This is a genomic window from Pseudodesulfovibrio tunisiensis, from assembly GCF_022809775.1.
In the GTDB taxonomy this organism is placed as follows: Bacteria; Desulfobacterota; Desulfovibrionia; order Desulfovibrionales; family Desulfovibrionaceae; genus Pseudodesulfovibrio; species Pseudodesulfovibrio tunisiensis.
This window is the reverse complement of record NZ_CP094380.1, coordinates 1,102,066-1,127,085: the sequence shown is the minus strand read 5'-3', so window position 1 is coordinate 1,127,085 and position 25,020 is coordinate 1,102,066. Positions and strand designations below refer to the sequence as shown.

General features: G+C 58.9%; 25 protein-coding genes. 9 read left to right on the top strand and 16 right to left on the bottom strand.

Features of this window, described 5'->3' with window-relative positions; translation table 11 throughout:
* Positions 1-25: 25 nt before the first annotated feature.
* A complete protein-coding gene (locus tag MPN23_RS05695; RefSeq protein WP_243546714.1) occupies positions 26-1,663 on the bottom strand; it encodes an ABC transporter substrate-binding protein in 1,638 nt (545 codons plus the stop codon).
* A gap of 376 nt (positions 1,664-2,039) precedes the next feature.
* Here MPN23_RS05695 and MPN23_RS05690 point away from each other — a divergent pair, with 376 nt between their 5' ends.
* Positions 2,040-2,291, top strand: a complete 252-nt coding sequence (locus MPN23_RS05690; protein WP_243546712.1) for a hypothetical protein — start codon at positions 2,040-2,042, stop codon at positions 2,289-2,291.
* A 78-nt stretch (positions 2,292-2,369) separates the two neighbouring features.
* Here the strand turns inward: MPN23_RS05690 and MPN23_RS05685 are convergent, their stop codons facing one another.
* The 4 genes from MPN23_RS05685 to MPN23_RS05670 all read right to left on the bottom strand — a co-directional run bounded on the left by MPN23_RS05685 (position 2,370) and on the right by MPN23_RS05670 (position 7,366).
* Positions 2,370-4,916: a TIGR03960 family B12-binding radical SAM protein gene (locus MPN23_RS05685; protein ID WP_243546711.1), complete on the bottom strand. Its 2,547-nt coding sequence runs from the start codon at positions 4,914-4,916 to the stop codon at positions 2,370-2,372.
* A 70-nt stretch (positions 4,917-4,986) separates the two neighbouring features.
* Positions 4,987-5,328, bottom strand: coding sequence for a hypothetical protein (locus MPN23_RS05680; RefSeq protein ID WP_243546709.1), 342 nt, complete (start codon positions 5,326-5,328; stop codon positions 4,987-4,989).
* 195 nt (positions 5,329-5,523) lie between these two features.
* Positions 5,524-7,095, bottom strand: coding sequence for a sodium/solute symporter (locus MPN23_RS05675; RefSeq protein ID WP_243546708.1), 1,572 nt, complete (start codon positions 7,093-7,095; stop codon positions 5,524-5,526).
* A 1-nt stretch (position 7,096) separates the two neighbouring features.
* A complete protein-coding gene (locus MPN23_RS05670; RefSeq protein WP_243546707.1) occupies positions 7,097-7,366 on the bottom strand; it encodes a DUF485 domain-containing protein in 270 nt (89 codons plus the stop codon).
* A gap of 184 nt (positions 7,367-7,550) precedes the next feature.
* Between MPN23_RS05670 and MPN23_RS05665 the strand changes: the two genes are divergently transcribed.
* The 4 genes from MPN23_RS05665 to MPN23_RS05650 all read left to right on the top strand — a co-directional run bounded on the left by MPN23_RS05665 (position 7,551) and on the right by MPN23_RS05650 (position 11,275).
* The gene (locus tag MPN23_RS05665; protein WP_243546703.1) at positions 7,551-8,615 is read left to right on the top strand and encodes a putative nucleotidyltransferase substrate binding domain-containing protein; all 1,065 of its coding nucleotides are present in this window, start codon (positions 7,551-7,553) and stop codon (positions 8,613-8,615) included.
* A gap of 63 nt (positions 8,616-8,678) precedes the next feature.
* Positions 8,679-10,229 (top strand): glycosyltransferase family 9 protein, encoded by a 1,551-nt coding sequence (locus MPN23_RS05660; RefSeq protein WP_243546701.1) that lies wholly within the window; start codon positions 8,679-8,681, stop codon positions 10,227-10,229.
* 81 nt (positions 10,230-10,310) lie between these two features.
* A complete protein-coding gene (locus MPN23_RS05655) occupies positions 10,311-10,916 on the top strand; it encodes a DUF8043 domain-containing protein (RefSeq protein ID WP_243546700.1) in 606 nt (201 codons plus the stop codon).
* A gap of 2 nt (positions 10,917-10,918) precedes the next feature.
* Complete coding sequence (locus MPN23_RS05650; protein ID WP_243546699.1) at positions 10,919-11,275, top strand: hypothetical protein; 357 nt, start codon at positions 10,919-10,921, stop codon at positions 11,273-11,275.
* 57 nt (positions 11,276-11,332) lie between these two features.
* Here the strand turns inward: MPN23_RS05650 and MPN23_RS05645 are convergent, their stop codons facing one another.
* Complete coding sequence (locus tag MPN23_RS05645; protein ID WP_243546697.1) at positions 11,333-12,235, bottom strand: hypothetical protein; 903 nt, start codon at positions 12,233-12,235, stop codon at positions 11,333-11,335.
* Positions 12,236-12,248: 13 nt separating this feature from the next.
* Positions 12,249-13,421 (bottom strand): murein transglycosylase domain-containing protein, encoded by a 1,173-nt coding sequence (locus MPN23_RS05640; protein ID WP_243546695.1) that lies wholly within the window; start codon positions 13,419-13,421, stop codon positions 12,249-12,251.
* 141 nt (positions 13,422-13,562) lie between these two features.
* Between MPN23_RS05640 and MPN23_RS05635 the strand changes: the two genes are divergently transcribed.
* Positions 13,563-13,868, top strand: coding sequence for an Hpt domain-containing protein (locus MPN23_RS05635; RefSeq protein ID WP_243546693.1), 306 nt, complete (start codon positions 13,563-13,565; stop codon positions 13,866-13,868).
* A gap of 377 nt (positions 13,869-14,245) precedes the next feature.
* Here the strand turns inward: MPN23_RS05635 and MPN23_RS05630 are convergent, their stop codons facing one another.
* The 6 genes from MPN23_RS05630 to MPN23_RS05605 form a co-directional block, all read right to left on the bottom strand.
* The gene (locus tag MPN23_RS05630; protein WP_243546691.1) at positions 14,246-15,037 is read right to left on the bottom strand and encodes a 2-amino-3,7-dideoxy-D-threo-hept-6-ulosonate synthase; all 792 of its coding nucleotides are present in this window, start codon (positions 15,035-15,037) and stop codon (positions 14,246-14,248) included.
* Positions 15,038-15,276: 239 nt separating this feature from the next.
* Positions 15,277-15,912 carry an HAD family hydrolase gene (locus MPN23_RS05625; protein WP_243546690.1) on the bottom strand — a complete coding sequence of 212 codons (636 nt, stop codon included), beginning with the start codon at positions 15,910-15,912 and terminating at the stop codon, positions 15,277-15,279.
* Positions 15,913-16,055: 143 nt separating this feature from the next.
* Entirely contained in the window at positions 16,056-16,439 is a 384-nt protein-coding gene (locus tag MPN23_RS05620; protein WP_243546689.1) for a Rid family detoxifying hydrolase, read from the bottom strand.
* Positions 16,440-16,462: 23 nt separating this feature from the next.
* Positions 16,463-17,428, bottom strand: a complete 966-nt coding sequence (locus MPN23_RS05615; protein ID WP_243546688.1) for a hypothetical protein — start codon at positions 17,426-17,428, stop codon at positions 16,463-16,465.
* A 109-nt stretch (positions 17,429-17,537) separates the two neighbouring features.
* Entirely contained in the window at positions 17,538-19,724 is a 2,187-nt protein-coding gene (gene feoB, locus MPN23_RS05610) for a ferrous iron transport protein B (protein ID WP_243546687.1), read from the bottom strand.
* A gap of 59 nt (positions 19,725-19,783) precedes the next feature.
* Positions 19,784-20,026: a FeoA family protein gene (locus MPN23_RS05605; protein ID WP_243546685.1), complete on the bottom strand. Its 243-nt coding sequence runs from the start codon at positions 20,024-20,026 to the stop codon at positions 19,784-19,786.
* 452 nt (positions 20,027-20,478) lie between these two features.
* Between MPN23_RS05605 and MPN23_RS05600 the strand changes: the two genes are divergently transcribed.
* The 3 genes from MPN23_RS05600 to MPN23_RS05590 are packed head-to-tail and all read left to right on the top strand — an operon-like array spanning position 20,479 to position 22,242.
* Positions 20,479-21,150 carry a PilZ domain-containing protein gene (locus MPN23_RS05600; RefSeq protein ID WP_243546683.1) on the top strand — a complete coding sequence of 224 codons (672 nt, stop codon included), beginning with the start codon at positions 20,479-20,481 and terminating at the stop codon, positions 21,148-21,150.
* Positions 21,151-21,171: 21 nt separating this feature from the next.
* Positions 21,172-21,375, top strand: coding sequence for a hypothetical protein (locus MPN23_RS05595; RefSeq protein ID WP_243546681.1), 204 nt, complete (start codon positions 21,172-21,174; stop codon positions 21,373-21,375).
* 3 nt (positions 21,376-21,378) lie between these two features.
* Complete coding sequence (locus MPN23_RS05590) at positions 21,379-22,242, top strand: DMT family transporter (protein WP_243546680.1); 864 nt, start codon at positions 21,379-21,381, stop codon at positions 22,240-22,242.
* Between the two features lie 81 nt (positions 22,243-22,323).
* On the opposite strand, the gene MPN23_RS05585 is transcribed toward MPN23_RS05590, so the two are convergent.
* From MPN23_RS05585 to MPN23_RS05575, 3 genes are all read right to left on the bottom strand, one after another.
* The gene (locus tag MPN23_RS05585) at positions 22,324-23,055 is read right to left on the bottom strand and encodes an amino acid ABC transporter ATP-binding protein (protein WP_243546678.1); all 732 of its coding nucleotides are present in this window, start codon (positions 23,053-23,055) and stop codon (positions 22,324-22,326) included.
* Complete coding sequence (locus MPN23_RS05580; RefSeq protein WP_243546671.1) at positions 23,052-24,062, bottom strand: amino acid ABC transporter permease; 1,011 nt, start codon at positions 24,060-24,062, stop codon at positions 23,052-23,054. The genes MPN23_RS05585 and MPN23_RS05580 overlap by 4 nt, the downstream gene beginning before the upstream one ends.
* A gap of 79 nt (positions 24,063-24,141) precedes the next feature.
* Positions 24,142-25,002: a transporter substrate-binding domain-containing protein gene (locus tag MPN23_RS05575; RefSeq protein ID WP_243546669.1), complete on the bottom strand. Its 861-nt coding sequence runs from the start codon at positions 25,000-25,002 to the stop codon at positions 24,142-24,144.
* Positions 25,003-25,020: the final 18 nt, after the last annotated feature.

Genomic DNA, 25,020 nt, shown 5'->3' with positions numbered 1-25,020 from the left:
TTTTTTGGCAAGTTCGCCGATATCCTTACTTCACGACCAGGTCGCCGAAGTAGGGGAAGTTCATGGCGTTGACCACGTCCTTGGTGTTCATGTTGCCCTTGGAGCCCCAGGACAGGTTCTGCCAGTGCAGCGGCACGAAAGCGGCTTCCTCGAAGAGGATCTTTTCCACTTCCTGCAGGATGGCGGCACGCTTGGCAGGATCGGTTTCGGTCTGGGAGGCGATGGTCAGCTCGTCGACCTTGGGGTTGCAGTATTCGCCGGAATTGTACTGACCGTAACCGGTTTCCTTGTTCGGGCACATCAGCAGGAATTCGGTGTAGTTGGCGGAGTCCTCGGTGTCCGGGTGCCAGCCGATGAGCTGGATGTCGGCAACCTTGGCGTCGAACTGATCCCAGTACTGGGCCTTGGGCATGGTCTTCAGGGAAACCTTGATGCCGATCTTGGAAACCATGGAAACAAAGGCTTCGGCGATCTTTTCGTCGTTCACGTAGCGGTTGTTCGGGGAGATCATGGTGCATTCGAAACCGTTTTCGTAACCGGCTTCCTTCATGAGCTTCTTGGCCTTTTCCAGATCGTAGCGGGGCTGGAGTTCAGGCACGTAGGAAACAAAGCCCTTGGGGCCCTGCTGGGCGGCCGGAGTGGCGAAGCCCTTCATGATCTTGCTCACGATGCCCACGTTGTCCACGGCATAGACAATGGCGTTGCGGACCTTGGCGTTGGCCAGAGCCGGGTTGCGCTTGCCGTTCATCTGCAGGGTGATGATGCGGGCGCCGGGCATGGTCACCAGCTGGAGACCATCGGTGGTTTCCACGCGGTTCAGGTCCTGCGGAGGCACGGGCATGATGAAGTCCACGTCGCCGGAGAGCAGGGCGGCCACGCGGGTCGCATCATTGGAGATGGGGGTCAGCACGATTTCCTCGACATTGCCGGAATCCTTGTCCCAGTAGTCGGCAAAGCGGGTGAAGACGTTTTTCACGCCCTGTTCGCGGTAGGTCACGGTGTAGGGACCTGTGCCGGATTCGTGGGTGTTGGCGTAGGAGTAGTCGGTCTTGATGATGGCATCCTTGGGCTTGCCCTTGTCATCCACGCCCGAATAGAACTTCTTGTCCATGGGGAAGATGTAGGTGGCCATGTTCAGGACCAGACCGTAAGGCTTCTTGGTCACGAGGTCCACGGTGTAGTCGTCGACGGCCTTGGCACCGGCGAACGGCTCGAACAGCCCCTTGTAGTCCTCGGACTTCTTCAGGCGTTCCATGGTGAAGACCACGTCTTCGGCGGTCAGCTCGTTGCCGGAGTGGAACTTGACGCCCTTGCGCAGGTGAAAGCGCATGGTCAGGTCGTCGATGCGTTCCCACTTTTCAGCCAGACGGGCTTCGAACTTCATGTCCTGGGTCCAGCGGATAAGCGGATCGAAAACCATGTGGGAGAACTGGAGCATGCCGCCGGAAAGCTGAACATGCGGGTCAAGGGAGACGGGGTCGGCGTCCATGGCCAGTTTCAGGACAACCTTTTCCGGAGCCTTGGCCGGAGTTGTGGCTTCGGCTTTTTTCGCGGGCTCCTTTTTCTCTTCACCGGCGCAACCGGCGAGGAGCATCGCCGAGACGATGATGGCAAGCAGCGTGAGCGAAAGCTTGCCCGCTGATTTGAGTGAGGTGAACTTCATACGGGATTTCCTCCATGATTGGTGATGTCGCGGACATCCGCGGCGTGAACCGTAACCTTTCCTCTGTCCGTTCGAAATTCGAGGCGTTCCGTTCCCCCCTCGGGAACAGGATTTGCCTTGTCGCCTGAAGGCGTTATACTGCCCGAACGGAAACGAAATTGTCATACACGTAAAACTTTTTTTTTACAATAGATTGGAGCAGTATTCCATTATGTGCAAAAGGCGAATTTTGTTCAGTGGCGCAGGGGAAAAATGTGTCATCTTGACACTTTTGTTGTTTTTGTGTGGTTGCGGTTGGGGCGGAGGAAGCGGTTTGTTCGCCGAAGCCCGAATTGTGGAATTGGATAACGGTTTTGAATTTTCCACGGAAGCGGACGTGGGTGCACGGATCGTACTGGATTGTCCGGTGCCTTTGGAAAAAGGGTACCGCATTGTCGGGGCGGCCTTTGATCCGATCATATTGAGGTTGGACGGGCATATCCGGGAATCTGGCGAAGAGGAGCATCCCCGGGTGCGGTATTCCTTCACGGCTCTGGAGGCGGGGCGTACGGACGTACTCGTGAAGATGGAGCCTCTTTCGGGCGGCAATCCTGAAGTATATCGGCGGGTGGGCGTTACGGTCCGCTGACAGTTTACGCAAAAGAAAGCCCCGGCAGTTTCGGCTGCCAGGGCTTTTTCATATTGTGTGGACGTGATTTCAGGCGAATCAGAGCTTGGCATCGAAACGCTGCGCTGTTTTCACAAGAGAGAAATCCAGCAGCGTGGCCTCGGGCATTACGGCCCGGGCAATGGTCAGAGGGCTCATGTAGCTGTTGCGCCAATCGAACACCACTTCAACGGTGTTGTCGACTTGCTCCACGCTTTTGGTCATGGCGCGGAGATCGATCTTTTTCACCTTGCCCTTCTTGGTGAGTTTTTCCACGGAAAGCTCGTTGGCGTCCCGGAAGCTCATCCACTGGTTGATGTATTGATCAACGCAATTGTCATCAGCGAATGAAATTCGGAAAACCTCTTCCACCTGTTGGGGCTGTTTCTTGCCCATGGAGAGCCTGTCCGCCTTGAGCATGTCGATGCCTTCCGGGAGCAAGCCCTTGAGCAGCTTGGCAACGGCGACCGGTTCCATGTCTTCCCGCAGGAATATGTTGAGCCATTCCGCACGGCTTTCCACGCCGACGGGCAGAGCCATGCCGAAGGAAATTCTCGGCATGGGGTGAAAACCGGCGGAAAACGACAGAGGCAGGCGGGCGCGGCGAAAGGTCCGTTCAAAGACGGACTGCAACTCCAGTTGGCTCAGGTAAGCTGCCGGGCCGAGTTTCGTGAACCAGAGGCGGTAATGCCCACCCTTGATCGTCAGGTCGGGCTTTTCCACGTTGTACGGGGGCTGTTCGCCTTCCTGATCGCGTTCCGTGAAAACGATTCTGGGATGAATTGCCTTGGATTGCGCCTGATTTTCCAGAGAGGATTCATGCGCGTCGAAATTGCAGACTCCACAGTTTCGGCATGCGTGATAGCGACAGTCCTGTGTGATTTTTTCGGAGAGCGCCCGCTCCCGTTCCTTGCGCAGGAAGGTCTCGCTCAGGCCGCTGTGCAGGTGGGACCAGGGCAGTCCGCGTTCCTGATCGCGCGCTCCCAGAAATTCGCGCCAGTCCAGACCGCATTCACGCATGGCCTCCATGTACGGTTCCAGTTGAAGATGATCCTTCCAGCTGGAAAAAAGTGCGTCCGCCTTGTAGGCGCGCTCCACGACCTCGGCCAATCTGCGATCGCCACGGGAGAAAATGCCTTCCAGAAAGCTCATTTCCGCTTCGTGGTACTTGAGCCTGATCTGCTTTTCCTGACGGAATATGTCGCGCAGATGGCCGATGCGACGCTGGATTTCCTCAAGGTCGATCTGCGCTTCCCATTGGAACGGCGTGTGCGACTTGGGCACGAAGGGCGAGACCGCAGCCGTGATCTGAAGCCGTTTGACTCCGAGATTGCGGCCGAGCTGACGTACCTTGGTGCACAGGTCAAGAATCGCGTCCAGATCCTCGTCGGTTTCCGTGGGCAGGCCGATCATGAAATAGAGTTTGACCGATTGCCATCCGTTTTCGAACAGGAGCTGCACATGGTCCATGATCTCGGGTTCGGTGATGCCCTTGTTGATCACGTCGCGCATGCGCTGGCTTCCGGCCTCGGGCGCAATGGTCGCCCCGGTTCGGCGGATGCTGGAAATGCGTTCCATGATGGGCGCGGACAGTGAGCCCACTCGCAGGGAGGGCAGGGAAATGGAAATCTGTTCTGCGGCGCAGTGGTCGAAGCTGCGGGCGAACAGGGTGTCCAGAGCCGAAAAATCGCCTGTGGACAGGGAAAGGAAGGAGGTTTCCTCGAACCCGGTTTCCTCCAGTCCCTTGATGAGAATGTCGTGCAGGTTTTCCGGATCGCGTTCCCGCACCGGGCGGTAGATCATGCCAGCCTGACAGAATCGGCAGCCGCGCGTGCAGCCGCGTGCGATTTCCATGGTCAACCTGTCGTGCACGGCCTGTCCGAAGGGCACGGCCTGTCCCGTGGGAAAGGAAATGGCGTTCAGGTCTTCCACAATCGCCTTTTCCACGATTTCCCGGCCCGGAATCAGCGCCTTGACCGGTCCGCCCGGTTCCTGCTCCTCGAAAAAGGAGGGAATGTACATGCCCGGGAGTTCGGCCAGTTTCAGGAGCAGTTCTTTGCGCGGAATTTTGTTGTCGCGAGCCGCGACAACCGTGTCCAGCAGCTCCACGATGGCGTTTTCTCCATCACCGATCACCATGGCGTCGAAAAACGGGGCCATGGGTTCCGCGTTGAAGCACGCGCCGCCGCCAGCCACGATCAGGGGATGGGATTCGTCCCGGTCCTCGGCGCGAAGCGGGATGCCAGCCAGATCGAGCATGTAAAGGATGTTGGTATAGCACAGCTCATGGGTCAGGCTGAAGGCGATCACGTCCATGTCGGCCAGGGGCGTGTCGGATTCCAGTGTGGCCAGAGGCGTGTTGTGCTCGCGCAGGATTGCTGCGGTCTCCTCGCAGGGCGTGTAGGCCCGCTCGGCCCAGTATTCGGGCCGGAGGTTGACGACATGAGCCAGAATCTTCTGTCCGAGATAGGACATGCCGACTTCATAGAGGTCCGGGAACGCCAGGGCGAGCCGGGCGGTCACTTTGGCGGGGTCCTTTCGGACAACGCCCCATTCGGACCCGAGATATCGGGCGGGCCTGGGCAGGATGGGAAGCAGTTCCTTCATGGTGCGACACAAAAAGCGGGGTGGTTTTCAAGGGAAACCACCCCGCTGGAGTTTAAAGGTTTGTTGTTCCTTACTTCATGATCAGTCCGCTGCCGGAACCGCCGCCGGCAGCTCCGCCGCCGAGGTTCAGTCCGCCAGAGGACAGGGTCAGGTTCGTGGCTGCCTCAAGGTACTTGGTCTTGAGTTCCTCGGGGCAGGTCTTGTACTGGAACATGACGTGATCCATGGAAATTTCACCTTCCATTTCGGAATCAAAGGGATATCCGAAGGGAAGCAGCATCATCTGCACGCCCTGCTGGGTCGGCACGGTCTGGATGATGGCGGGTTCTTCAATCTTGTTTTCTTCCGGCAGGAACTTGCCGATCACGGTGTCTCCGCTGACAAGTTTCACCAGCTTGATGTCGTAGCTCATTGATATCTCCTTGCTGTTTCAGTCGGTCAATAAGTAGGTATGGTGCTGGTGGCTGTCAAGGAGAATGCTGAAGGGCGAAGGACGCATTGCGTCCTTCGCCTCGGGCTGTCGACAGCGGGGCGACTGCGTTGTTGTTGTTTCAGAAAAGGCATTCGCTCCGTTCTCAACAGTCTGCCTGTTCAGGGGATGCCGTTTTTACGCCTGTTCCGGGCCATGCAGGATGGCCATGACCTCGTGGGTGTCGTGCGGCAGGGCGTCCTCGCCTCTGGCCGCGTATTCCATGCGGGAAACCGCGTAGATGGCCAGAAAGCTCAGCAGCATCACGAATCCGCCGGGATTCTTGAATTGCAGGATCGTGGGCAGATATTCCCTGCCCAGAATCATGGCAAACGAGCCGACAATGCCCGTGACCAGCCCGGCGCATGCTCCGCCTCTGGTCATCTTCGGCCACCACACGCCCATGACCAGCACCGGGAAGAAGGTGGATGCGGCAATGGCAAAGGCGAGTCCGACCAGAACCGCGATCTGCATGTTCTCGGCCATGAATCCCAGTGGAATGCCAAGCATGCCGATGAACAGGGAGGCGACGCGGGCGACCGTGACGCGCGTGCGTTCCGGCATGTTCGGATTGAACACGTTGACCACGAGGTCGTGACCGATGGCTCCGGCGCAGGCGATGATCAGCCCGGCCACGGTGGACAGGATGGCGGCGAACGCGCCAGCCACCACGATGCCGAGCAGGATCTGTCCGCCGAAGTGCGATCCGGCCACGGGAACGGCCAGATTCTTGCCGTTGGCCGCCAGCCATTTCATCAGGTGCGGACTCACGCCCAGGGTTTCGCCCTGAAGGTAGACGTAGCGGACCACGTGGCCCACGTACGGGCTGAGGATGTAGAACATGCCGATGAGCAGCAGCACGTAGATGACTGTGCGGCGTGCGGCCTTGCCGTCCGGTGCGGTGTAGAAGCGGACCAGAATGTGGGGCAGACCGGCCGTGCCGAACATCAGGGCCAGAAGCAGGCTCAGGGTATCCTTGAGGTTGGTCAGCCAGTAGGCAGGAGATGCATAGGCCCCGCCGTCGAACATCTTGCCCGTGGGGTCCGGTCCCTTGAACTGCTGGATGAACGCCACCACGTCGGTGTAGGTGTATCCCTTGACCATGAACGGGATGAAGGCGAGCAGGAACATGGCGCCGAACAGAATCCAGAACTGGACGAGCTGGTTGACCGTGGTGCCCTTCATGCCGCCCACGGCCACGTAGACCGTGATGATGCAGGATATGACCACGATGGCCGTGCCATATTCCATGTTCAGGAGCAGGCCCATGACCTTGCCCGCGCCCAGCATTTGCGGAGCCATGTAGAACAGGGACACGAACAGCACGCCGATCACACCCAGAATGCGCGCGCTCTTGGAATGAAACCGTTCGGACACGAAATCCGGCACGGTATAGCGGCCGAATTTTCTGAGCGGGCTGGCCAGAAAGAGCAGCAGGGCGATATAGCCCACGAAGAAGCCCAGTGCGTAGATGATGCCGTCGAATCCGAACAGGAAAGCCACGCCGGCGACGCCCAGAAACGAGGCTGCGGACAGATAGTCCGAGGAAATGGCCGAGGCATTGATGAAGGAATTGACCTTGCGTCCGGCAAGGTAATAGTCGGCAGATGTTTTCTGCCGTCGGAACATCCATGTCGTGACCACGGTAAAGGCCAGCATGCACCCGATCAGCACCAGAGCCGTGATGGGGATCTGATATCCGGTTTCCATGTTATTCTCCTCCCTCGATTTCGGCGATTTCGTCTTCCATGGCGTTGGCGCGGCCGACATACCAGATGAACAGAGCCCAGGTGAGGGGGTACACGGCTACGGCAACGAGCCAGTAGTGCAGGGGGAATCCCATGATGCCGACTCCGGCTACGGCGTCCTTTGCCAGATACACCAGCAGGAATATGCCGATGACAAAGGCGAAGTACGGAATGCCGATGCCCAGCGCCATGTTCAGTTGACGTTTGCGGATGGCCTCGATTTGCTGATCCATGATTTCCCCCGAATGTTGAAATTTTTGCCGATGAAAGCGTTTTACAGTAAGGAACATGAAGCAGGCATTCGCTTTCCGGTGAACGGTCAAAGGGCTTCGGTCACGGGAAAGTGACATTGGGCGGGCACGGCTAACGGATGATTTCCGCCGGTCAACGGCGGATGCGCATGGCATGGAGGCGCATGTGAACGCGAGTGGCGACGCGGATTCCGGTCGGGAATGGTCGATCCGGCCACCGGAACGGCTCGGGGCCGAATTGCAGGTCATGGCCGCGGACGGCAAGTTGCGCGGCATTCGGCGTACGCGTCTGGATCTGGTGCAGGACTGGCTGGATCAAGGGCTGGACGCCGAGGAGACCTGCCGCAGGCTGACCGCGTTCAACGAGGACGTGGTGCTGGCCGTGCTGGAGGCGCATGCGGATCGATATGCCTGGCTCAAGGACTGCACGTTTCTGGAATTCGGTTCGGGCGGACGCGGAGAGCAGGTCATGGGCTCGGATCAGGACAACGGTCTGCTCGTGCGCGGCAATCCCGATCCGGACGAACTGGACGAAGCTACGGGCGACATTGTTCTTGCGCTGGACGGAGCCGGGTTGCCCTTGTGCCGGGGCGGAATCATGGTCAGCAGCGAGGAATGGCGCGGGGACTTCGATTGCTGGCTGGAGCGGCTTACCGGCTGGCTTTCCAATCCCATGGAAAAGGGGCCGTGGCAGTCCGGGCTGATTCTGGATTTTCGTTCCCTGTACGGCAGCAGGGCCGAAGCGTTGCTGCTTCGCGATCGGCTGTGGGAGTTCGTGCGTTCGCGTCCGGTCGCAGTGCGGATGCTGGTGGACGAATTGACGCAATATCGATTGCCCCTGACCTTCTACGGGGCCTTCATCACGGAAAAATCCGGGCCGTGGCACGGTTTTCTGGACATCAAGCACAGCGTGCTGGCGCATCTGACCAATGGAGCGCGCATTCTGGCCCTGAAATACGGTTTGCCGGAACTGCACACCTGCGACCGCATTCGAGCCTTGGCTGCGCAAGGGCATGTGTCCGAAAGGCATGGCACGGACATGCTGACAGCATGGGAACACCTTCAGCGAATGCGTCTGGAAATCGGTCTGGCCTGCGCAGAGGAAGGATTGTCCGGGCACAGCTACGTCAATCCCTCCTATATGTGCAAGGCAGACAAAAAGCGATTGCGCGATGCCGTGGCGGCTGCGGAAAAACTGATCCGGCTGGTGCAGGCCGGGGCCGGATTGTAGGTATTTCGGTCCTTATCTTGCAAAGTTGCGATAGTGCACACTGAATTTTGACAAGGCGATTTCATGAACGTTCTGATCATCAATCTGACCCGATTCGGCGACCTCATTCAGACCCAGCCCGTGATTTCCGGTTTCAAGGCCCTTGGCGGCCGCGTGGGACTGGTCTGTCTGGAGAATTTTTCCGGTGCGGCGCGTCTGCTGCGCGATCTGGATTCGGTGTTCAGTCTGCCCGGGGCCCGGTTACTTGCGGCGCTGGACGGAGACTGGCGCAAGGCCGTGCGCGAATGCACCGGGTTCCGCGAGGCATTGGCTGCGGAGTTTCCGGCGGACATTGTCGTCAACCTGACTCCGTCCGTATCCTCGCGACTGCTGGTGCGGGCGCTGGCCCCGGATGGAGCTGAATTGCGCGGTTTCAGCGTGGACGAATTCGGGTTCAACGCGGACTCGGGACCGTGGGCCGCGTTTCTGCAAATGGCGGGCGGGAATCGGGGAACCAGTCCCTTCAATGTCTGCGACCTTTTTCGCAGGACCGCCGGGTTGCAGGACAAGGGAAAATCCCTGCGTCTGGCCGATCCCGATTCCTCTGTCATGGAGCAGGCACGCGAGCTGCTGACTTCCGGAAGTGGAGAGTCCGGAAAGGGATTTCTGGCCGTGCAGCTCGGAGCGAGCGAAGAGCACCGACGTTGGCCCGTGGCGCATTTCGTGCGTGCTGCCCAACTCCTTTGGGAAGAGGAAAAGCTTGTTCCCGTGCTGCTGGGTACGGCGTCGGAAACCGGATTGGCGCATCGCTTCAGCGAAGGCGCGACCTGTCCGCATATTGATTTGACGGGAAAGACCGGGCTGGAACAGCTTGGTGGTGTTCTGCGGCATTGCCGTGTCCTGATCACGAACGATACCGGGACCATGCACCTTGCTGCCGGTCTTGGTGTGCCCGTGGTCGCGATTTTTCTGGCCACGGCCCAGCCTTGGGATACCGGGCCGTACAGCGCCGGATGCGTCAGTCTGGAGCCGGATGTGCAATGTCATCCCTGCGAATTCGGCAGGGCATGTGCGAATGATCATGAATGCCGTCATGCCGTGCAACCGGAAACCGTGGTCGGATGCGTGCGCCAGCTTTTCGGGGCGCAGGCGGGCATCCCATGGACCGGTGCCAGAGTCTGGCGATCCGTGGTCGGTTCCGATGGATTCATGGCTCTGGAATCCCTTTCCGGGCATGGCAACACGGGACGCGCGTGGTGGATTGATGCCCAGCGCAGGCTCTACCGTGGTTTTCTGGACAGGGAATCTTTGGAAGGCATTTCCCTGCCCCGGTGCCCCGATCCGGATTTGGCCGAATTCCTGTCCAAAAATTTGACGGATGCGCATGACATCCTTTTTCTGCTCCTTCAGCAGGGCATGGTGCTTGCGAAGAATCCTCGGGAGCATGCCAAGCAGAAGTTTCTGGGCTCATGGCAGCGGTTTCAGAACCTTCTGGAAAGTGTTTCGGAACTCAAGATACTCGGATCATTGTGGATGTTCGAGTCCCACAAGGACGGAAACCATCTTGTCGCGTTGCTGGAAATGATTGAGCGCTACAGGGCGCTGGTCGGCGCGATGAAAACGGCAATTTACTGATAGGCACGTTTCTTGTATCTGAATCCTCGACCGGTTATGGGCGGCAAAAAAGTATCATCCCATTGCGCGAAGGAGTCAGCAATGTTGTTTATCGACGGCAAGAAATACGATCTTGGTGAACGCAATTTTCAGAATCTGGAGCAGGTCTTCAGCACGGTCATGGAAGACGGTGCGCTGGAGAACCGCATCGTCACGGACGTGCTGGTCAATGACGAGCCCTTTACGGAAATCTACCCGCATCAGGCCGAGGACATCGAGATGTCCGAGGTGGAGAGCGTGGAGATCAGGACCATGGCGGTCAACGACATGGCCGTGGAAATCACCCGTGAGCTGTACAAGGTCGTGACCATCATGAGCGAGGGCGGCAAGCGTGTGGCCGAACTGTTTCGTCAGGCCGACGACGCCGAGGCTCTCGAAACCTATCAGGACCTGCTGGACGTTACCCGCAATTTTCTCCAGATGGTGGGACTGCTCCGCAACGAGTATTCCCTGAAGGATCATGTTCAGTATGCGGACGCGGCCGAAGAGCTGTCCGGCCTGTTCACGGAGATGAGCGACGTCCTTGAAAACGAGGACTGGATTCTTCTGGCCGATCTGCTTGAATACGAATTTTTGCCTGCGGTGGAAAAATGGAAAAAGGTCATTGCCCAGCTTCGCGAGGACATTCGCGCCTACAGGAAGAAGTAGATATGGCTGAACGTCGTCAATTGCTCAATGAAGCCCTGAACATTGGGCGGCGCGAACTCGGTTCCCTGCTCGACGGGGATGTGTTCGAGGCCGACCGTCTTGCTCAGGACAGGGAGCGGCTGCTGGATCAGGCCATCGCCGATCTCGGGCGGGACGATTTGCAGTCGCTGGCCGACGAATTGGTGGAAATGAAGAACCTGCATGCCGAAATCACGAGTCAGGCCAGAAAGCTGCATGCATCGCTCAAGCATGACCTGCTCAACATGCGCAAGCAGAACCGCCGTTTTTCCGGTTACAGCCGGGGAGCCGGAAACATGCCGAGTCTTGCCAGGGATCGGTTCATCAGCAAGCTTGGTTGATTTTTTCGAACATGGGATCAAAAAAGGACCCGGCAAATGTCGGGTCCTTTTTGATTTCTAGAGATTGTTCCAGGTCAGTTCCCGAGCCGTGAATCTGCCGACGCCCGTGAATTCGATGCCGATTCGCGTGAACCCGGGCGAAGCCTGTCCAAGGGAGCGCACTTCGCCCTGATACCAGAAGGGGTGAAACTCCTTGTCCCTGAAGCGGAACATGAACAGGTTGACCGTCACCGGAGCGCCCACGCCGCACGTTTCCGGAAGCAGGGAGTCGCTGATGGACAGAGCCATGCCGCTTTTCGAGATGTTGATGACCGAATTGGCGGATTGGCCGTTGCGGCTGGCAAAGGCATTCACTCCGATATGCGGGACCGCGTCCTCGAAGGCGATGTCGGATTCCTGCGGATCAGCCAGCCAGAGCTTCACGCGCACGAATTGCTGGTCCACGACCCGCTTGCGTTTCTGGCTGCGTCGCGATTTGTGAAACAGCTTGTTCGGCCGTGCCAGCACGACGTGTCCAGCTTCGCCCTTGCTCAGGTCCAGTTCCAGCATTTCGGCGTAGAACGCATTGACGGTGCGGTCGTCCACGCGTGCGGGCGCGAACATGCACAGTGCGTTTTCCCCCTGTTCGACCTGTGGCAGATCAAGACGTTCCACGACCGCGCACCTGAGACGTTTTCGGGATACGGACGTGATTGCGCAGCGCAGTGCCGTCGACTTCGGCCCGTTCATCACGTCCAGCATCACGCCTTTTCTGCTGAGGTGGGCAAAAATGTCCCTACTGACGGTGGGCTTTTTCTTGCGCAGCAGGGACGCGGCGGCAATGAGCAGAAGCAGGGCCAGACAGACGAGCACGGTTGCCCCGGCATAGCGGAGCAGGTCCGAGGGCAGCCCCGGGGCAATGGATTGCAGGTTTTCGTTGACGGCCCTGGAGGCGGTTTGAAGGATTTCCTGAAGTGGCATGGGCGATTGCGGGCTAGAAGTTGACAAAGGATTTCTTGGCTTCCATCACCTTGAGGAGATAGCGGCGCGTTTCCGCCTGCGGCAGATCGGCCCTCAGGGTCCGATATACCTGATCCGGCCCCAGCGAATTGATATGGGAGACGGCCTTGTCCCTGTCCCGGGAAAAAGTGCGCAGCACATTGCCAGCACCCCCGTTGTATCCCGAGATCACACAATATTCCCGGGAAACCGGGTTGTCGATCCGGCCGAGAAAACGGGTGTCCAGCAGGTGCAGGTAGGCTGTGCCGTAGGTGATGTTCGTGTCGGGCTGGAACAGCATGTTCTTTGTGGGGCGACCGTCCCGGCCGTTGAGAAAACGGTACACGTCACTGCCTGCAGTTGTCGGCACCACCTGCATCAGGCCAAGTGCCATGGCGTGGCTCACGGCGAACGGATTGAAATCGGATTCCACCTTCATGATGGCGTAGATCAGGTTCGGGCTGACGTTGAACCGTTTGGCCGCAGTCCGGACGTGGTTGCGGTACTTGGCGGCGCGCACGTTCAGATGGTCCCGGGTCATGGGGATCGTGACATAGGTGGCAGTGCGTTTCCCTGACTTTGCGCGGATGGTTCGCGTCCTTGCATCCGAAACCAGTCGGTCGGCAAACCGTCCGGCGCGCCATTCCCAGCGGATGTCGCTGCCGTCGAAGTCCTTGACCTCGCCGAGCAGGAACGGAGTTTCGCCGAGGACCACGGGCTTGGCCGAATACAGGTCCACGGCCCGGGGATCGTCCGGGGTCAGCAGGGTGACCACGATGGCTTCCCGCAGGCTTTTTCGGGTGTCCTTCGTGTCCAGTGTTTCCACGGTGACGAGCCCCTTGTCGAAATCCACCGTGGCTCGCGACAGGTAGTCCTGCGTATATTTTACATAGGTCTTGGGCTGGGGCAGGCGCACGTCCTTGTCGCCCCATTCGCCCTGAATCGCCTTGACGAATTTTTCCAGCATGTTGCGGAAGGTCTTGATGTCCGAAACCAGTGCTTCCGGGTTCGTGGCATAGGAGACGGCCTGATCGCGCGCAAGCGCTGTTGCGGCTGCGGCGGGATCGCCCGAGGCTGCTGCGCGGGCAATGCGGTAGGCATCGTGCCGGGTGCAGGAGCCGACAAGGGCAAGACACAGGAGCAGGACGGCGGGTTTGATTGCGTTCATGGTATTATCATTTGCGGCGCGGAACCGAGGCTTGATATTTCAAGGGACGGAAACGGGACATTCATGCAGGCAGGGTAGTTGCCTTTGGCAAGGAGTTCAAGAGGCAACTCGGCGCGGGGGGCGGCCCGGATCGGAGGAATCATGGCGAAACAGCCCATGCTTGAACATGTTGATGCGGAACTGGAAGTGCTGATGGACCGCTTTTTTGCTTCCAGCCGCAGGGATGTGGAAACAATGCGCCAGGCTTTGGCGGAAGGCGATCTGGCAACCGTGACCCGTCTCGGCCATTCGGCCAAGGGCGCTGGCAGGGGATACGGTTTTCTGGGGATGGGCGAGCTGGGGCGCGAACTCGAGCAGGCGGGCAAGGCCGGTGACAGGAAGGCTGCCGAGGATGCTCTGGATCGGCTGGCCCATTATCTGGACAATGTTCGCTACGAGTTCAAGTGAGTCTTTCCCGGGCCGTTGCAACGAAAGGGCGAACGCTTGCGGCGTTCGCCCCGACGATCCGTGTGGGCCCGGTCAACCGTGGGCGGGCGGACTGGAACGGTTTGCTTGATTGGGCTCTGGCCCTTTCAACCTTCTGTTTGTGTTCGTTCCCAATCTCTTTCCAGCCTCACCTGTCTTCCAGGCTTTATATTAAGATAAGCACGATTCATGCCATTGTGAAGAGGGCATGGCTGTGGCGGATGAGGATGCAACTCCGATGCAAATCGGGGTGTTTTTCATGCTTTGAGGCAAGAGGAGGATCGTTGGAATTCCGACGGCGGGCAGAATGTGCCGGGTCGGGATGTGCATGGCTCCCGACCCGGTCTGATGCGGTTGAACTAGAGCAGCTCCATTGCCGCGTCAATGTCCCAGTCCTCGTGCACGACCTTGTGCAGTGCCGCGACGATCTTGACGGGATTGGGATGCTGGAAGATGTTCCTGCCCACGGACAGCCCTGCGCCTCCGGCCTGCACCGAATCATGGACCATGCGGACCAGATCGAGTTCGTTCTCCAGTTTCGGGCCTCCGGCAATGACCACTGGCACGCAGCAGCCTTCCACCACGCGGACAAAGGATTTCGGGTCTCCGGTGTAGTTGACCTTGACGATGTCCGCGCCGAGCTCCACGCCCACACGGGCGCAATGGGCCACCACATCCGGGTCGTATTCGTTTTCGATCTTGGGCCCCCGGGCGTACATCATGGCCAGAACAGGCATGCCCCACTCGTTGGCTTCCGAGCAGATTGCGCCAAGGTCCGCGAGCATTCTGGATTCGGTTTCGTCGCCCAGATTGATGTGCACGCTGACCGCGTCCGCACCGAGCTTGATCGCGTCCGTGACCGACCCGACCAGCGTCTTGGCATTGGGATGGGGAGACAGGGACGTGCTGGCGGACAGGTGGATGATCAGGCCGATGTCCCTGCCGTGACGACGGTGGGAGCAGCGGGGGATGCCCTTGTGCATGAGCATGGCGTTTGCCCCGCCTTCCGCCACCTGATTCACGGTTTCGCGCAGATCCACCAACCCGTAGATCGGGCCCACGGTGACGCCGTGGTCGAGAGGCACGATGATGGTCCGGCCATTGTTGCGGTTCATGATGCGTTCGAGTCGGACGGCTTTTCCGAGTTGCATGGCTTCCTCCCTGGAAGTTTTCGCGGGCCCGGGCCGAAAAAAAGGCCGCGGGGTGTGCCCGCGGCCTTTGATTGTTGCAGAAGTTCTGTCCTCGTGTCAGATGCGCACGCAACGGCCCCGGGCTGTTTCCTTGGAAAAGAAAAAGAAGAAAAAGGAAAAGCTGGACATGGTGCGCATGACTATCCCCTGCCGTGGATCGATATCCGAGTCAAGTATTTGTTTGCGGAGCCCTTGCCGTGTCAGGGAAGCAGAACGGAGCCGTAGTCCGCAAGATGGATTCCGGCCTTAAGGTCGGAGTTGCGATAGGCCCAGAAGGTCACGCCCGCGTTGTTCGCGGTGCGCATGTCGATGCTGGAATCGCCGATGAACAGGGCTTGCGCCGTGTTCAGGTCGAATTCCCCGAGGATGGCGTGCACGCCTTCGGGCGAGGGTTTGCCTTCGGCCACATCCGCCGTGGTCACGATCTTGTGGAACAGATGAAGCAGGCCCACGTGTTCCAGAATCATGTGCTGCTCGATGCCGCCGTTGGTGTCCACGGCCAGCTTGAAGCCTGCATCGCGCAGGCGTTCCAGAAATTCGACTATGCCGGGCTGGAGCTTGACCAGAGGAAGCAGCTCTTCGAAGCGGACGGTGGCCTTTGCCTGTGGGATCAGGTGCTTCAGATGGTCCGGGGTTATATGGTCGATGCTCTGGTCCACGGTGTGGATGAAGCTGTAGTCTTCCTGATCCCGAGACATGGGACCGAGGCCCATTTCCTGCCTGATGCGGTTGAAATAGTGAATCGAGGAGTCCCAGGAGTCGATGAGCACGCCGTCCTGATCGAAGATCACGGTGCGTGCGGCTTCAGGGAGGCGGATGTGTGTGGTTTCAGGCATTGTCTATCCTTGTCGGTGGTTGGTTCCCCTGACGAATGGCCGGGATCGGCGACATTGTCAATGAACCGGAGTGCGGTCGAAAAAGGAAACCGGCCGAGTGCATGGTTCGGCCGGTTTCGGAAACGGAATGATTTTCAGGATGATCAGTCTGTCAGGGCCGTGCATTTGAGTTCGACCAGACCGCCCAGAGGCAATCCGCCCACTTCGATGGCGGCGCGGGCCGGTTTGTGGTCCGAAAAGTATTGCGCATAGATTTCGTTGAAATCCCTGAATGCGGCCATGTCGTCCAGAAACACTTCCACGGCCAGTACCTTGTCCAGCCCGGAACCCGAGGCTTCCAGAATGGCCTTGAGGTTTTCCAGCGCCTGTTCTGCCTGCGCGCGGAATCCGGTGGCGAGTTTGCCCTGATCCGGGAGGATGCCGAGCTGGCCCGAGACAAAGACCATGCCGTTCGCCTTGGTGGCCTGCGAGTAGGGGCCGACAGCGGCCGGAGCCTTGTCCGTATGGACGATTTCAATGGATTTCATGCGCCTCTCCTTGCTGTTGAATGTCAGGCGGGATCGCCCCACAAGTATTTGTCGCAGAACTTTTCCGGCAGTTTGCGGACGATCTGGACCAGTACGGCTACGGCCATGATGCTGAATCCGAAGCGGCCCCAGAATATGCCGCTGAAATGCGCGCCGATGAGCGCGAGAAGCAGGGTGTCCTCGATCAGGGAATGGCAGAGCCCCATGAGCGTCAGGGAATAGAACACGTCCTGCCTGCCCACGGTGCCGGATTTGGCTTCGCTGATGATCAGGCCGCCTCCATAGGTCAGGCCCAGAGTCAGGCCGATGACCGTGATGGCCGATGCCTTGGGACCTATGCCGATGAGTTTGAGCACCGGGCGCAGGATGGCGTTGAGCAGGTCCACGATGCGCAGGGCGTGCAGCAGGCGCATCAGGGCCATGAGACAGAACACGATACCGAAGATGCCGAGCAGGTTTCGAAGTTCGCCGAGAGCCCATGTCGTGAGGGATGTCTCCGTTTGTGCCGATGCCTGAAACAGGACCACGGCAGGCTGTTCAAGCGTTCCCGCGGCCGTGTAGATCGTGTGGAGGAGCCAGCCGAGGCAGAGTGCACCGATTATGCGGGACAGGCATTGGAACAGGAATCGGCTTCCGGCCTTGCGTGCGATGGAGGATTCCACGGGCAGGCCGTGGGCCACGAGAAAGAGCACGCCGAGCACGGTTGCCTGCGCCGTTGTCAGGGGGGTATCCTTGATCAGGGACAGGAAGACGATGAGGCCGGAATATATGTTGTTGACCATGGCCGTGGCCCAGGCCAGCCCCATTTCCGCGGGCAGGCCCACAAGGCCCATGACCGGGCGCAGAGGCCAGGCAAGATACTGGATCAGGTCGAATTCCTGAAGAATCCTTACCCCGATGATGATCGGGATCATGACCTTGTAGAGTTCCCAGCAGGCCGAGGCCGCGTTGCGGAACAGGTCGCGCAGCAAGTCGAGGAGTTTCTTCATGCGTTCCACTTTGGTTGAGTAGCCGGGACTCTATGGCATTTCCGGTAAAATGAAAAGAGGGAGTCCGGTTCCGGACTCCCTCTTCAGTTTTTTTGCATGAAGAGTGGATTTACAGGATGTTCTTCGTGATCTGAAAAGCTGCCACGGCAAGGCCAAAGGCCAGTCCCGTGGAGCCGAATACGCTGAACATGGCCCATTTCCAGCTTGATTCCCGGGCCATGGTGACCACGGTGACGAAGCAGGGGGCATAGAGCATCACGAAGATGATCAGGGCGATGGCTCCGGCCTTGCTGAAACCCGGATCGGCCGCGATGCGTCGGGACAGGGGCTGGGCGTCCTCGGGGTCCACGTCCCCCAGGGAATAGGCCGTACCCAGCGTGGACACGATGATTTCCTTGGCTGCGAATCCGCCGGTCAGGGCGATGTTCGTGCGCCAGTTGAAGCCCGCCAGTTCGGACACGGGTTCCAGCGCGGTGCCGATGCGGCCTGCGAACGTGTTTCGCAAGGCGTCTTCGGCTTCGCGGTTCGTGATTTCCGAGAGCTTGTCCTCAAGCGGGGCAATCGCGGATTCCGGAGGATTTTCGCCGAGGGCCTCGATCTGGGCCGCTATGGGAGCGCGTTCGGCCTCGAATTTCGCCACTTCGGCTTCGGGAAGCTGGGGAAAGGTCATGAGCGCCCAAAGCAGGATGGAAATGCCCAGAATCACCGTACCCGCCTTTTTGGCATACTCCCATGTGCGTTCCCATGTATGGATCAGGACGCCAGCCAGAGTCGGCATGCGGTAGGGTGGCAGTTCCATGACAAAGGGGGTGGATTCGCCGCGGATTACGGTCCAGCGCAGAATGCGGGCCACGATCAGGGCCATGACCCATGCGCCGAGGGTGATGGCGACCATCACGGCCGCACCCTGGTTGGGGAAGAAGGCCGCTGCCAGCATCAGAAAGACGGGCACCTTGGCTCCGCAGGTCATGTACGGGGCCACGAACAGGGTGGCCAGCTTTTCCCGGGGGCTGCGCAGGGTGCGCGAGGCCATGACTCCGGGAACCGCGCATCCGCCCGCAATGCCGCCGGACACGATGAAGGGCAGCACGGACGTGCCGTGCAGGCCGAAGGTGCGGAACACGCGGTCCAGCATGTAGGCCATGCGCGCGATGTAGCCCGAGTCCTCCAGAGCCGAAATCATCAGGAACATGAACATGATCAGAGGCACGAAGCCGAGCACGCCGCCTACGCCGTCGATCACGCCGGAGACCATCAGCGATCGAAGCAGGCCGTCGGGCATGGCCGCATAGACGGTCTCTCCGAGCCAGCCGAACAGGGATTCCAGCCAGCCCATGGGAATTTCGCCCACCGTGAACGTGATCTTGTAGATCATGTACACGATGCCGAGCATGATGAGCGGGCCGAGAAACTTGTGCGTCAGCACCTTGTCGATCTTGTCGGACATGCTGATCCGTCTGGAGTCGAGCACGGGATAGCTGACCACGCCCTTGATGATGCCCGCAATGTAGCCGTAACGGTAGTCCGCAATGATGGCGTCCGGGGCTGCCTTCAGCGTCTTGATCGTATGGTCGGAAACCTTGTCCGCCATCTTTTCCAGACGGTTGGACACGTCTGCGTCCATAACCCGTCCCTTGAGCACCACGTCTTCGTCGTGTTCAAGGTATTTGATGCCGGTCCACCGGGCCGGGATTCGGTCGGTCATGAAACCGGAGGTCTCGATGATTTCCTCCATTTCCGTCAGAACCGGGTCCAGATCCGGGCCGTAGGAGATGTGCAGGGGATGCCATTCTCCCTGTTTTTCCTCGGCAAGCTTCAGGGCCGCGTCGAGCAGCCTGTTCTTGCCCTCGCCGTTGCGGGCCACGGTTTCCACGGTCGGGCAGCCCGTGAGGGTGGCAAGGCGTTCCGTGTCGATGTCCTTTCCGTGTCGGTGCACCTCGTCCATCATGTTCAGGCCGAGGACCAGAGGAATGCCCATTTCGCGGAACTGCACGGCCAGATAGAGGTTTCGTTCCAGCGCGTCCGCGTTCAGAATGTCCACGACAACCTCGGGGCGTTCTTCCACGAGGTAGTTCCGGGAAACCAGTTCCTCCTGCGTGTATGCGGTCAGGGAATAGGTGCCGGGCAGATCGACCAGTTCAATCTCCCTGCCCTGGGCGTGCATGCGTCCGACCTTTTTTTCCACGGTCACGCCGGGCCAGTTGGCCACATGCTGTCGCGCCCCGGTCAGGGCGTTGAACATGGTGGTTTTGCCGCAGTTGGGGTTCCCGGCAATGGCTATGGTCACTTTGTCCATCAAAAGACTCCTTGGTCACTCATGCGTCTTGAGCGCGCCCGTTGCAAATGAACGGCGTTCTAGTCCTCGAGCGGCTCGACCATGATGTGGTCGGCCTCGCTGTTGCGGAGGGTCAGGGTAAAGTCCTTGAGCCGAAGGGCAACGGGGTCCTTGAGCGGAGCCTTGCCGATGACGTGCACTTCGGTCCCGGGGATGAGGCCCATGTCGCGGATTCGACGACCGAGTTCACCTTCGGCGGAAACGGTCAGTATCTTGATTTTCTGGTTCACTTTGGCTTGCCTGAGGCAAATCGTTCTGGACATGGCTGCTCCTCTGTCATCCGAGAATGTATTTGATATGTTCTGCAAAAAGAATCAGCGGCAGCCGTCGCAATCCGTTCCGCAGGAAGAGCCATTGCATCCACCGCCGCATCCGCCGCTGCAACCGCAGCCGATGTCCCTGGCGGTGAACCTGCGGTAAAACATCCTTCCCACGTACAATGCGGCCACCGTGACGATGGCTAATACCAGTATTGTATCCATAAGAAAATCCCTCAAAGTTGGTCAGGCTTCAATACCTGACGACAGAGAAATAGTGATGTTGAGAATCAAAGTCAAGTCTAAAGTTGACAGCAGTAGTCGGAATTTCTTTTCCCGTCTTTTCAGGATGATTTCGTAAAAATCCAAGATCAGTCAACCTATTTGCCGAAAGCATATTGTCAAAATCGATATTTTGTGATCATATCCTTAAACATGTGTTTGGGAGGGGGGAGAGAGTGAATTCGACCAGAATGCTGCTTATTTGCGAGCGGGGGTTTGCCAGAGCCGCGTATGTCGAGCGGGTTCGCGGACTTGGCGTGGAAGTGGACTGCATTGAAGAGCCGGATACGCTGCGGCACGAGCTTTCCGAAGTGCCCTACAGCGGACTCCTGATCGATGTTCCCACCATGATTCGATCCGAAAGCAACGCCAAGGGATGGCTGACGGGATTCATGGCGCGTTTCCCGGTCCTGAGATTGGTGTTCGACCCCAGATGCGGCGGTATCAGGGGGCTGAATCAGGACTTCGCCATTTGTGACAATGCCGACATTGCGGATTTTGTCATGGACAAATGTATTCGCAATGCGCCGGTTTCCGTGCGCAAGGCTCGCCGGATTGAACTGGAACTGGGCGTGGAACTGCTGGATCGGGCCGATTCCGTGTCGGCAAGGGAACGGACCCGGACCTTGAACGTGTCCAAGCAGGGGTGCTTTGTCCTTTCCGATCATGTCTGGCCCGTTGACAAAACCATGTGGATCGTGGTCAACGAATTCGAAGACAAGACGCCTATCGGATTGAAAATTTGCTGGAGCCGGGAAAGCCGTGCCGCATCCCTGGTTCCGGGCGTGGGCGCCAGATTCGAAACCTTGACTGAACGTCAGTATTGGCAGCTTTGCTCGCTGGCGTAACCCTTTCCACACAGGAACGACATGCCCGACAACGATTCCAGAAATTTTCTCGAGTGGGTGGATGCCCTTGGCCGGGGCATTCTCATCGGTGCTTCGGCCGGAGCCCTTGCCGGATACATCGGTCTCATCGCCGTGAGCCGGGGTGTGTTTCTCGGCGGCCTTGTCGGCATTCTGGCCGGAATCACGATCAAGAATCGCCGCGACAGCCGCAAGAAACGGGATTAGTCCGTGCCGTTCAAGGTGTTGGCGGCTCTGGCCGTCACTCTGTTGTTCTGGGGTTCCGCATTCGTGGGCATCCGGGCCGGATTGGAGTCGTACGCGCCGGGCCATCTGGCTTTGCTTCGTTTTCTGGTTGCCTCTGCGGTCCTCGGCAGCTACGCCGCGTACAAGGGCGTGCGCCTGCCCCGGCTTCGGGACATCCCCGTCCTGATGGTGCACGGCTTTCTCGGCTACACCGTGTACCATGCCTGCCTGAACTACGGTGAACAGACGGTTTCCGCTGGCGGAGCCAGTTTCATCATCAGCACCATTCCGGTATTCAGCATTCTGCTGGCTGTCGTCTTTCTCAAGGAACGCATCGGATCTCGCAGCGTTGCGGGAATTCTGGTCAGCATGGCCGGCGTCACGCTCATCTCGTTTGGCGAGGGCGGCGGCTTTTCCTTCAATGCCGGGGCGCTGCTCATCCTGCTGGCTGCGTTTTCCGAATCCCTGTACATCGTGCTGCAAAAGCCGTTTCTGTCGCGGTATACGCCGCTGGAGTACGTGACCTATACCTTGACCGCGGGAACCCTGTTTCTGCTTTTCTATGCGCCGGGACTGGGACAGGCCGTGGCTGCCGCGCCCCTGCACGATACGCTGGCCGTGGTCTACCTCGGCGTGTGCCCGGCTGCCGTGGCCTATGTGACATGGTCCTACGCCCTGTCCCAGGGCGATGTCTCGCGCATCGTTGTCTCGCAGTACTGTCTGCCCGCCATCGCCATCGTGATCGGTGTGATCTGGCTGGGTGAACTGCCGACTCTGGTTTCGGTTTTCGGCGGTCTGATGGCATTGGGCGGCGTCGCGTTGATTACCGGCAGAAAAACTTCGGGATAGGATTTCGGAGATCCCGGCGCAACACAGCCCCTTCCGTTGAAAGGCGAAAGGGGCTGTGTTGCGTCGGGCGCGTGGAAACGGCTAGAGAATCTGGCTCAGGAACAGCTTGGTGCGGTCGTTTTCCGGATTGGTGAAGAAATGTTCCGGAGTGCCCACTTCGATGATCTTGCCTTCGTCCATGAACACCACCTGATCCGCCACTTCCCGGGCAAAGCCCATTTCATGGGTGACCACGACCATGGTCATGCCTTCCTTGGCCAGCGCCTTCATCACGTCCAGAACCTCGCCGATCATTTCCGGGTCCAGTGCGGACGTTGGTTCGTCGAACAGCATGACCTTGGGGTCCATGGCCAGGGCGCGGGCAATGGCCACGCGCTGCTGCTGTCCGCCGGAGAGTTGGGACGGATACACGTTGGCCTTTTCGTGAATGCCGACCTTGTTGAGCAGCTTCATGGCGTTTTCCGCGGATTCGTCCTTGCCGCGTTTGCGCACCGAGGTCTGTCCGATGGTCACGTTTTCCAGCACGGTGAGGTGCGGGAACAGGTTGAAGGACTGGAAAACCATGCCGACTTCCATGCGAACCTGATTGATGTCGGTCTTGGGGTCGAGAATGTCGGTACCGTCGATGAGGATGTGGCCCTCGTCCGCATACTCAAGGCGGTTCAGGCAGCGCAGGAACGTGGATTTTCCCGATCCGGACGGACCGATGACCACCACGACCTCGCCGGGCTCGACGTGATACGACACGTTGTGCAGGGCCTGGACTTCGTGGGGCACGTAAAAGGTCTTGTAGATGTTTTTGACGTCGATCATTGTTCCACGGTCCTTTTTTCAAGATATTGCACGAACATGGACAGCCCGAAGGTCAGAAGCAGATAGAGCAGGCCGCAGGTGAGCCAGAGCTCGTAGGCCATGAGACTGCCCGTGGCCGCCTCGCGCGTGGCCTTGGTCAGTTCGCGGATGGCTATGATGCCAAGCAGCGAGGAGTCCTTTATCAGGGAGATGAACTGTCCGGCAAGGGGCGGCAGGATGCGGCGGAACGCCTGAGGCAGAATGATCCTGCGCATGGCCGTGGGCGTGTTCATGCCAAGGGATCGGGCCGCTTCCATCTGACCCTTGTGCACGGATTGGATGCCTGCGCGCACGATTTCCGCGACATAAGCTCCGGCAAAGATGGCCAGTGAAGCCACTCCGTACCAGATGCCCGGAATTTCCGGCAGGCCCGCGCCAATGAGCAGCCTGTTGATCAGGGTGCCCACCACGAAATACCAGATCATGATCTGCACGAGCAGGGGAGAGCCCCGGATGAGTTCGATGTAGGTCATGGCCCCCCATCTGAGGGCCGGATTTGTGGAAATGCGGGCCAGCCCCGTGAACAGGCCCAGCAGGATGCCGAAAAGGATGCCCACCGCGCTGACCTCCAGAGTCAGGAGCAGCCCGTCCGTGAGCAGGCCGATTTTCCACTCCCTGTAGGAACCGATGGTATCGCCCATGTACACGGTGTCACCCCGGGACACGCGCAGCCCCTTTTGCGGGACAATATACTGTTCCGAGACATTGTCGCCCTGCACCACGACCACCATGTCCCTGCCTCTGGGCGTGACTGCGGCGACTTCGCCTTCGATTTCCGCCCGAATCCGTACGTCGTCGTGATAGTAGAAGTACTGGGGTACGCGATTCCAGCGCCAGATGTATTCCGCTCTTTGCGTGGCGTAATAGAAGCCCCACGCCACGATGAAGAGCGCGATGAAGAACACGATTTTCCAGATCAGTTGGCGTTTCGCCTCCTGTCTGGCCAAAGCCGTACTGCCTGCTGCCATGGCTGTTCCCGGAGTTTGTGTGCTGGAAAAGGGGAAAACCGGGAAACCGCATTGCGGTTTCCCGGTCGAGGTCCGTGATCTACTTCATGTCCCCGGCCCAGGCCGTGCTCCCGAGCCACTTGTTGTACATGCGTTCGTAGCGGCCGTCGTTTCTGACCTGCCGCAGGAAGTTGTTCAGCCAGTTCAGGAAGTCGGGATCGCCCTTGTTGATGGCCCAGGCCAGCGGCTCGAAAGTGAACGGCTCATCCAGAAACACGAGCTTGTCCCCGAATTCGGCCTTGAAGTAGGCGCAGTTCGGCAGGTCGTAGACATAGGCATCGGCCTTGCCGCTGATCACTTCCATGACGGCTTCGGTCTCGGCCTCGAAGGATTTGTAGTTGGCCTTGGGAATCATGGCCTGCACGGCCTTTTCCCCGGTGGTGCCGAGTTTGGAGGTAATGGTGTACTGCGGATTGTTCAGGTCCTTGTAGGACGTGATTTCGCCTTTCAGTCTGGGGTTGAGCAGAATGGTCTGTCCGACGATGATGTACGGGTCCGCGAAGAGAATCTTGAGATTGCGATCCTGCCGCACGGTCATGCCGGACATGATGATGTCGAACTTGTCCGAGAGCAGGGCCGGGATGATGCCGTCCCAGGCCGTGTTCACCGGCACGAATTCCACGCCCATGGCCTTGGCCATTTCCTTGGCCATGTCGATGTCGAAGCCGATGAATTCCCCCTTCTTGCTGGTCATTTCAAAGGGAACGTATCCGGCTTCGAAGCCCACGTGGAGCTGGCCGCGCTTGAGCACCTTTTCAATGGTGGACATTCTGGCCAGTTCCAGCTTGACGTTGACGTCCTCCCTGGCCGGAGCCTGCTGATCCTGCTGCTGATTCTGGCCGCAGGCCAGAAACATGAGAAAAACGCATGTTGCCGCCGCGAGAGAGAGTACCCGTTTCATCCTTTCCTCCTTGAAAAC

Bases quoted from the DNA above. Each gene is read 5' to 3' on its own strand.
- MPN23_RS05635 (WP_243546693.1), top strand. From the start codon at position 13,563: ATGGCGAAACAGCCCATGCTTGAACATGTTGATGCGGAACTGGAAGTG.
- MPN23_RS05680 (WP_243546709.1), bottom strand. From the start codon at position 5,328: ATGAGCTACGACATCAAGCTGGTGAAACTTGTCAGCGGAGACACCGTG.
- MPN23_RS05605 (WP_243546685.1), bottom strand. From the start codon at position 20,026: ATGTCCAGAACGATTTGCCTCAGGCAAGCCAAAGTGAACCAGAAAATC.
- MPN23_RS05695 (WP_243546714.1), bottom strand. From the start codon at position 1,663: ATGAAGTTCACCTCACTCAAATCAGCGGGCAAGCTTTCGCTCACGCTG.
- feoB (WP_243546687.1), bottom strand. From the start codon at position 19,724: ATGGACAAAGTGACCATAGCCATTGCCGGGAACCCCAACTGCGGCAAA.
- MPN23_RS05620 (WP_243546689.1), bottom strand. From the start codon at position 16,439: ATGAAATCCATTGAAATCGTCCATACGGACAAGGCTCCGGCCGCTGTC.
- MPN23_RS05685 (WP_243546711.1), bottom strand. From the start codon at position 4,916: ATGAAGGAACTGCTTCCCATCCTGCCCAGGCCCGCCCGATATCTCGGG.
- MPN23_RS05675 (WP_243546708.1), bottom strand. From the start codon at position 7,095: ATGGAAACCGGATATCAGATCCCCATCACGGCTCTGGTGCTGATCGGG.
- MPN23_RS05630 (WP_243546691.1), bottom strand. From the start codon at position 15,037: ATGCAACTCGGAAAAGCCGTCCGACTCGAACGCATCATGAACCGCAAC.
- MPN23_RS05575 (WP_243546669.1), bottom strand. From the start codon at position 25,002: ATGAAACGGGTACTCTCTCTCGCGGCGGCAACATGCGTTTTTCTCATG.
- MPN23_RS05655 (WP_243546700.1), top strand. From the start codon at position 10,311: ATGTTGTTTATCGACGGCAAGAAATACGATCTTGGTGAACGCAATTTT.
- MPN23_RS05585 (WP_243546678.1), bottom strand. From the start codon at position 23,055: ATGATCGACGTCAAAAACATCTACAAGACCTTTTACGTGCCCCACGAA.
- MPN23_RS05615 (WP_243546688.1), bottom strand. From the start codon at position 17,428: ATGAAGAAACTCCTCGACTTGCTGCGCGACCTGTTCCGCAACGCGGCC.
- MPN23_RS05660 (WP_243546701.1), top strand. From the start codon at position 8,679: ATGAACGTTCTGATCATCAATCTGACCCGATTCGGCGACCTCATTCAG.
- MPN23_RS05580 (WP_243546671.1), bottom strand. From the start codon at position 24,062: ATGGCAGCAGGCAGTACGGCTTTGGCCAGACAGGAGGCGAAACGCCAA.
- MPN23_RS05650 (WP_243546699.1), top strand. From the start codon at position 10,919: ATGGCTGAACGTCGTCAATTGCTCAATGAAGCCCTGAACATTGGGCGG.
- MPN23_RS05640 (WP_243546695.1), bottom strand. From the start codon at position 13,421: ATGAACGCAATCAAACCCGCCGTCCTGCTCCTGTGTCTTGCCCTTGTC.
- MPN23_RS05595 (WP_243546681.1), top strand. From the start codon at position 21,172: ATGCCCGACAACGATTCCAGAAATTTTCTCGAGTGGGTGGATGCCCTT.
- MPN23_RS05625 (WP_243546690.1), bottom strand. From the start codon at position 15,912: ATGCCTGAAACCACACACATCCGCCTCCCTGAAGCCGCACGCACCGTG.
- MPN23_RS05670 (WP_243546707.1), bottom strand. From the start codon at position 7,366: ATGGATCAGCAAATCGAGGCCATCCGCAAACGTCAACTGAACATGGCG.
- MPN23_RS05645 (WP_243546697.1), bottom strand. From the start codon at position 12,235: ATGCCACTTCAGGAAATCCTTCAAACCGCCTCCAGGGCCGTCAACGAA.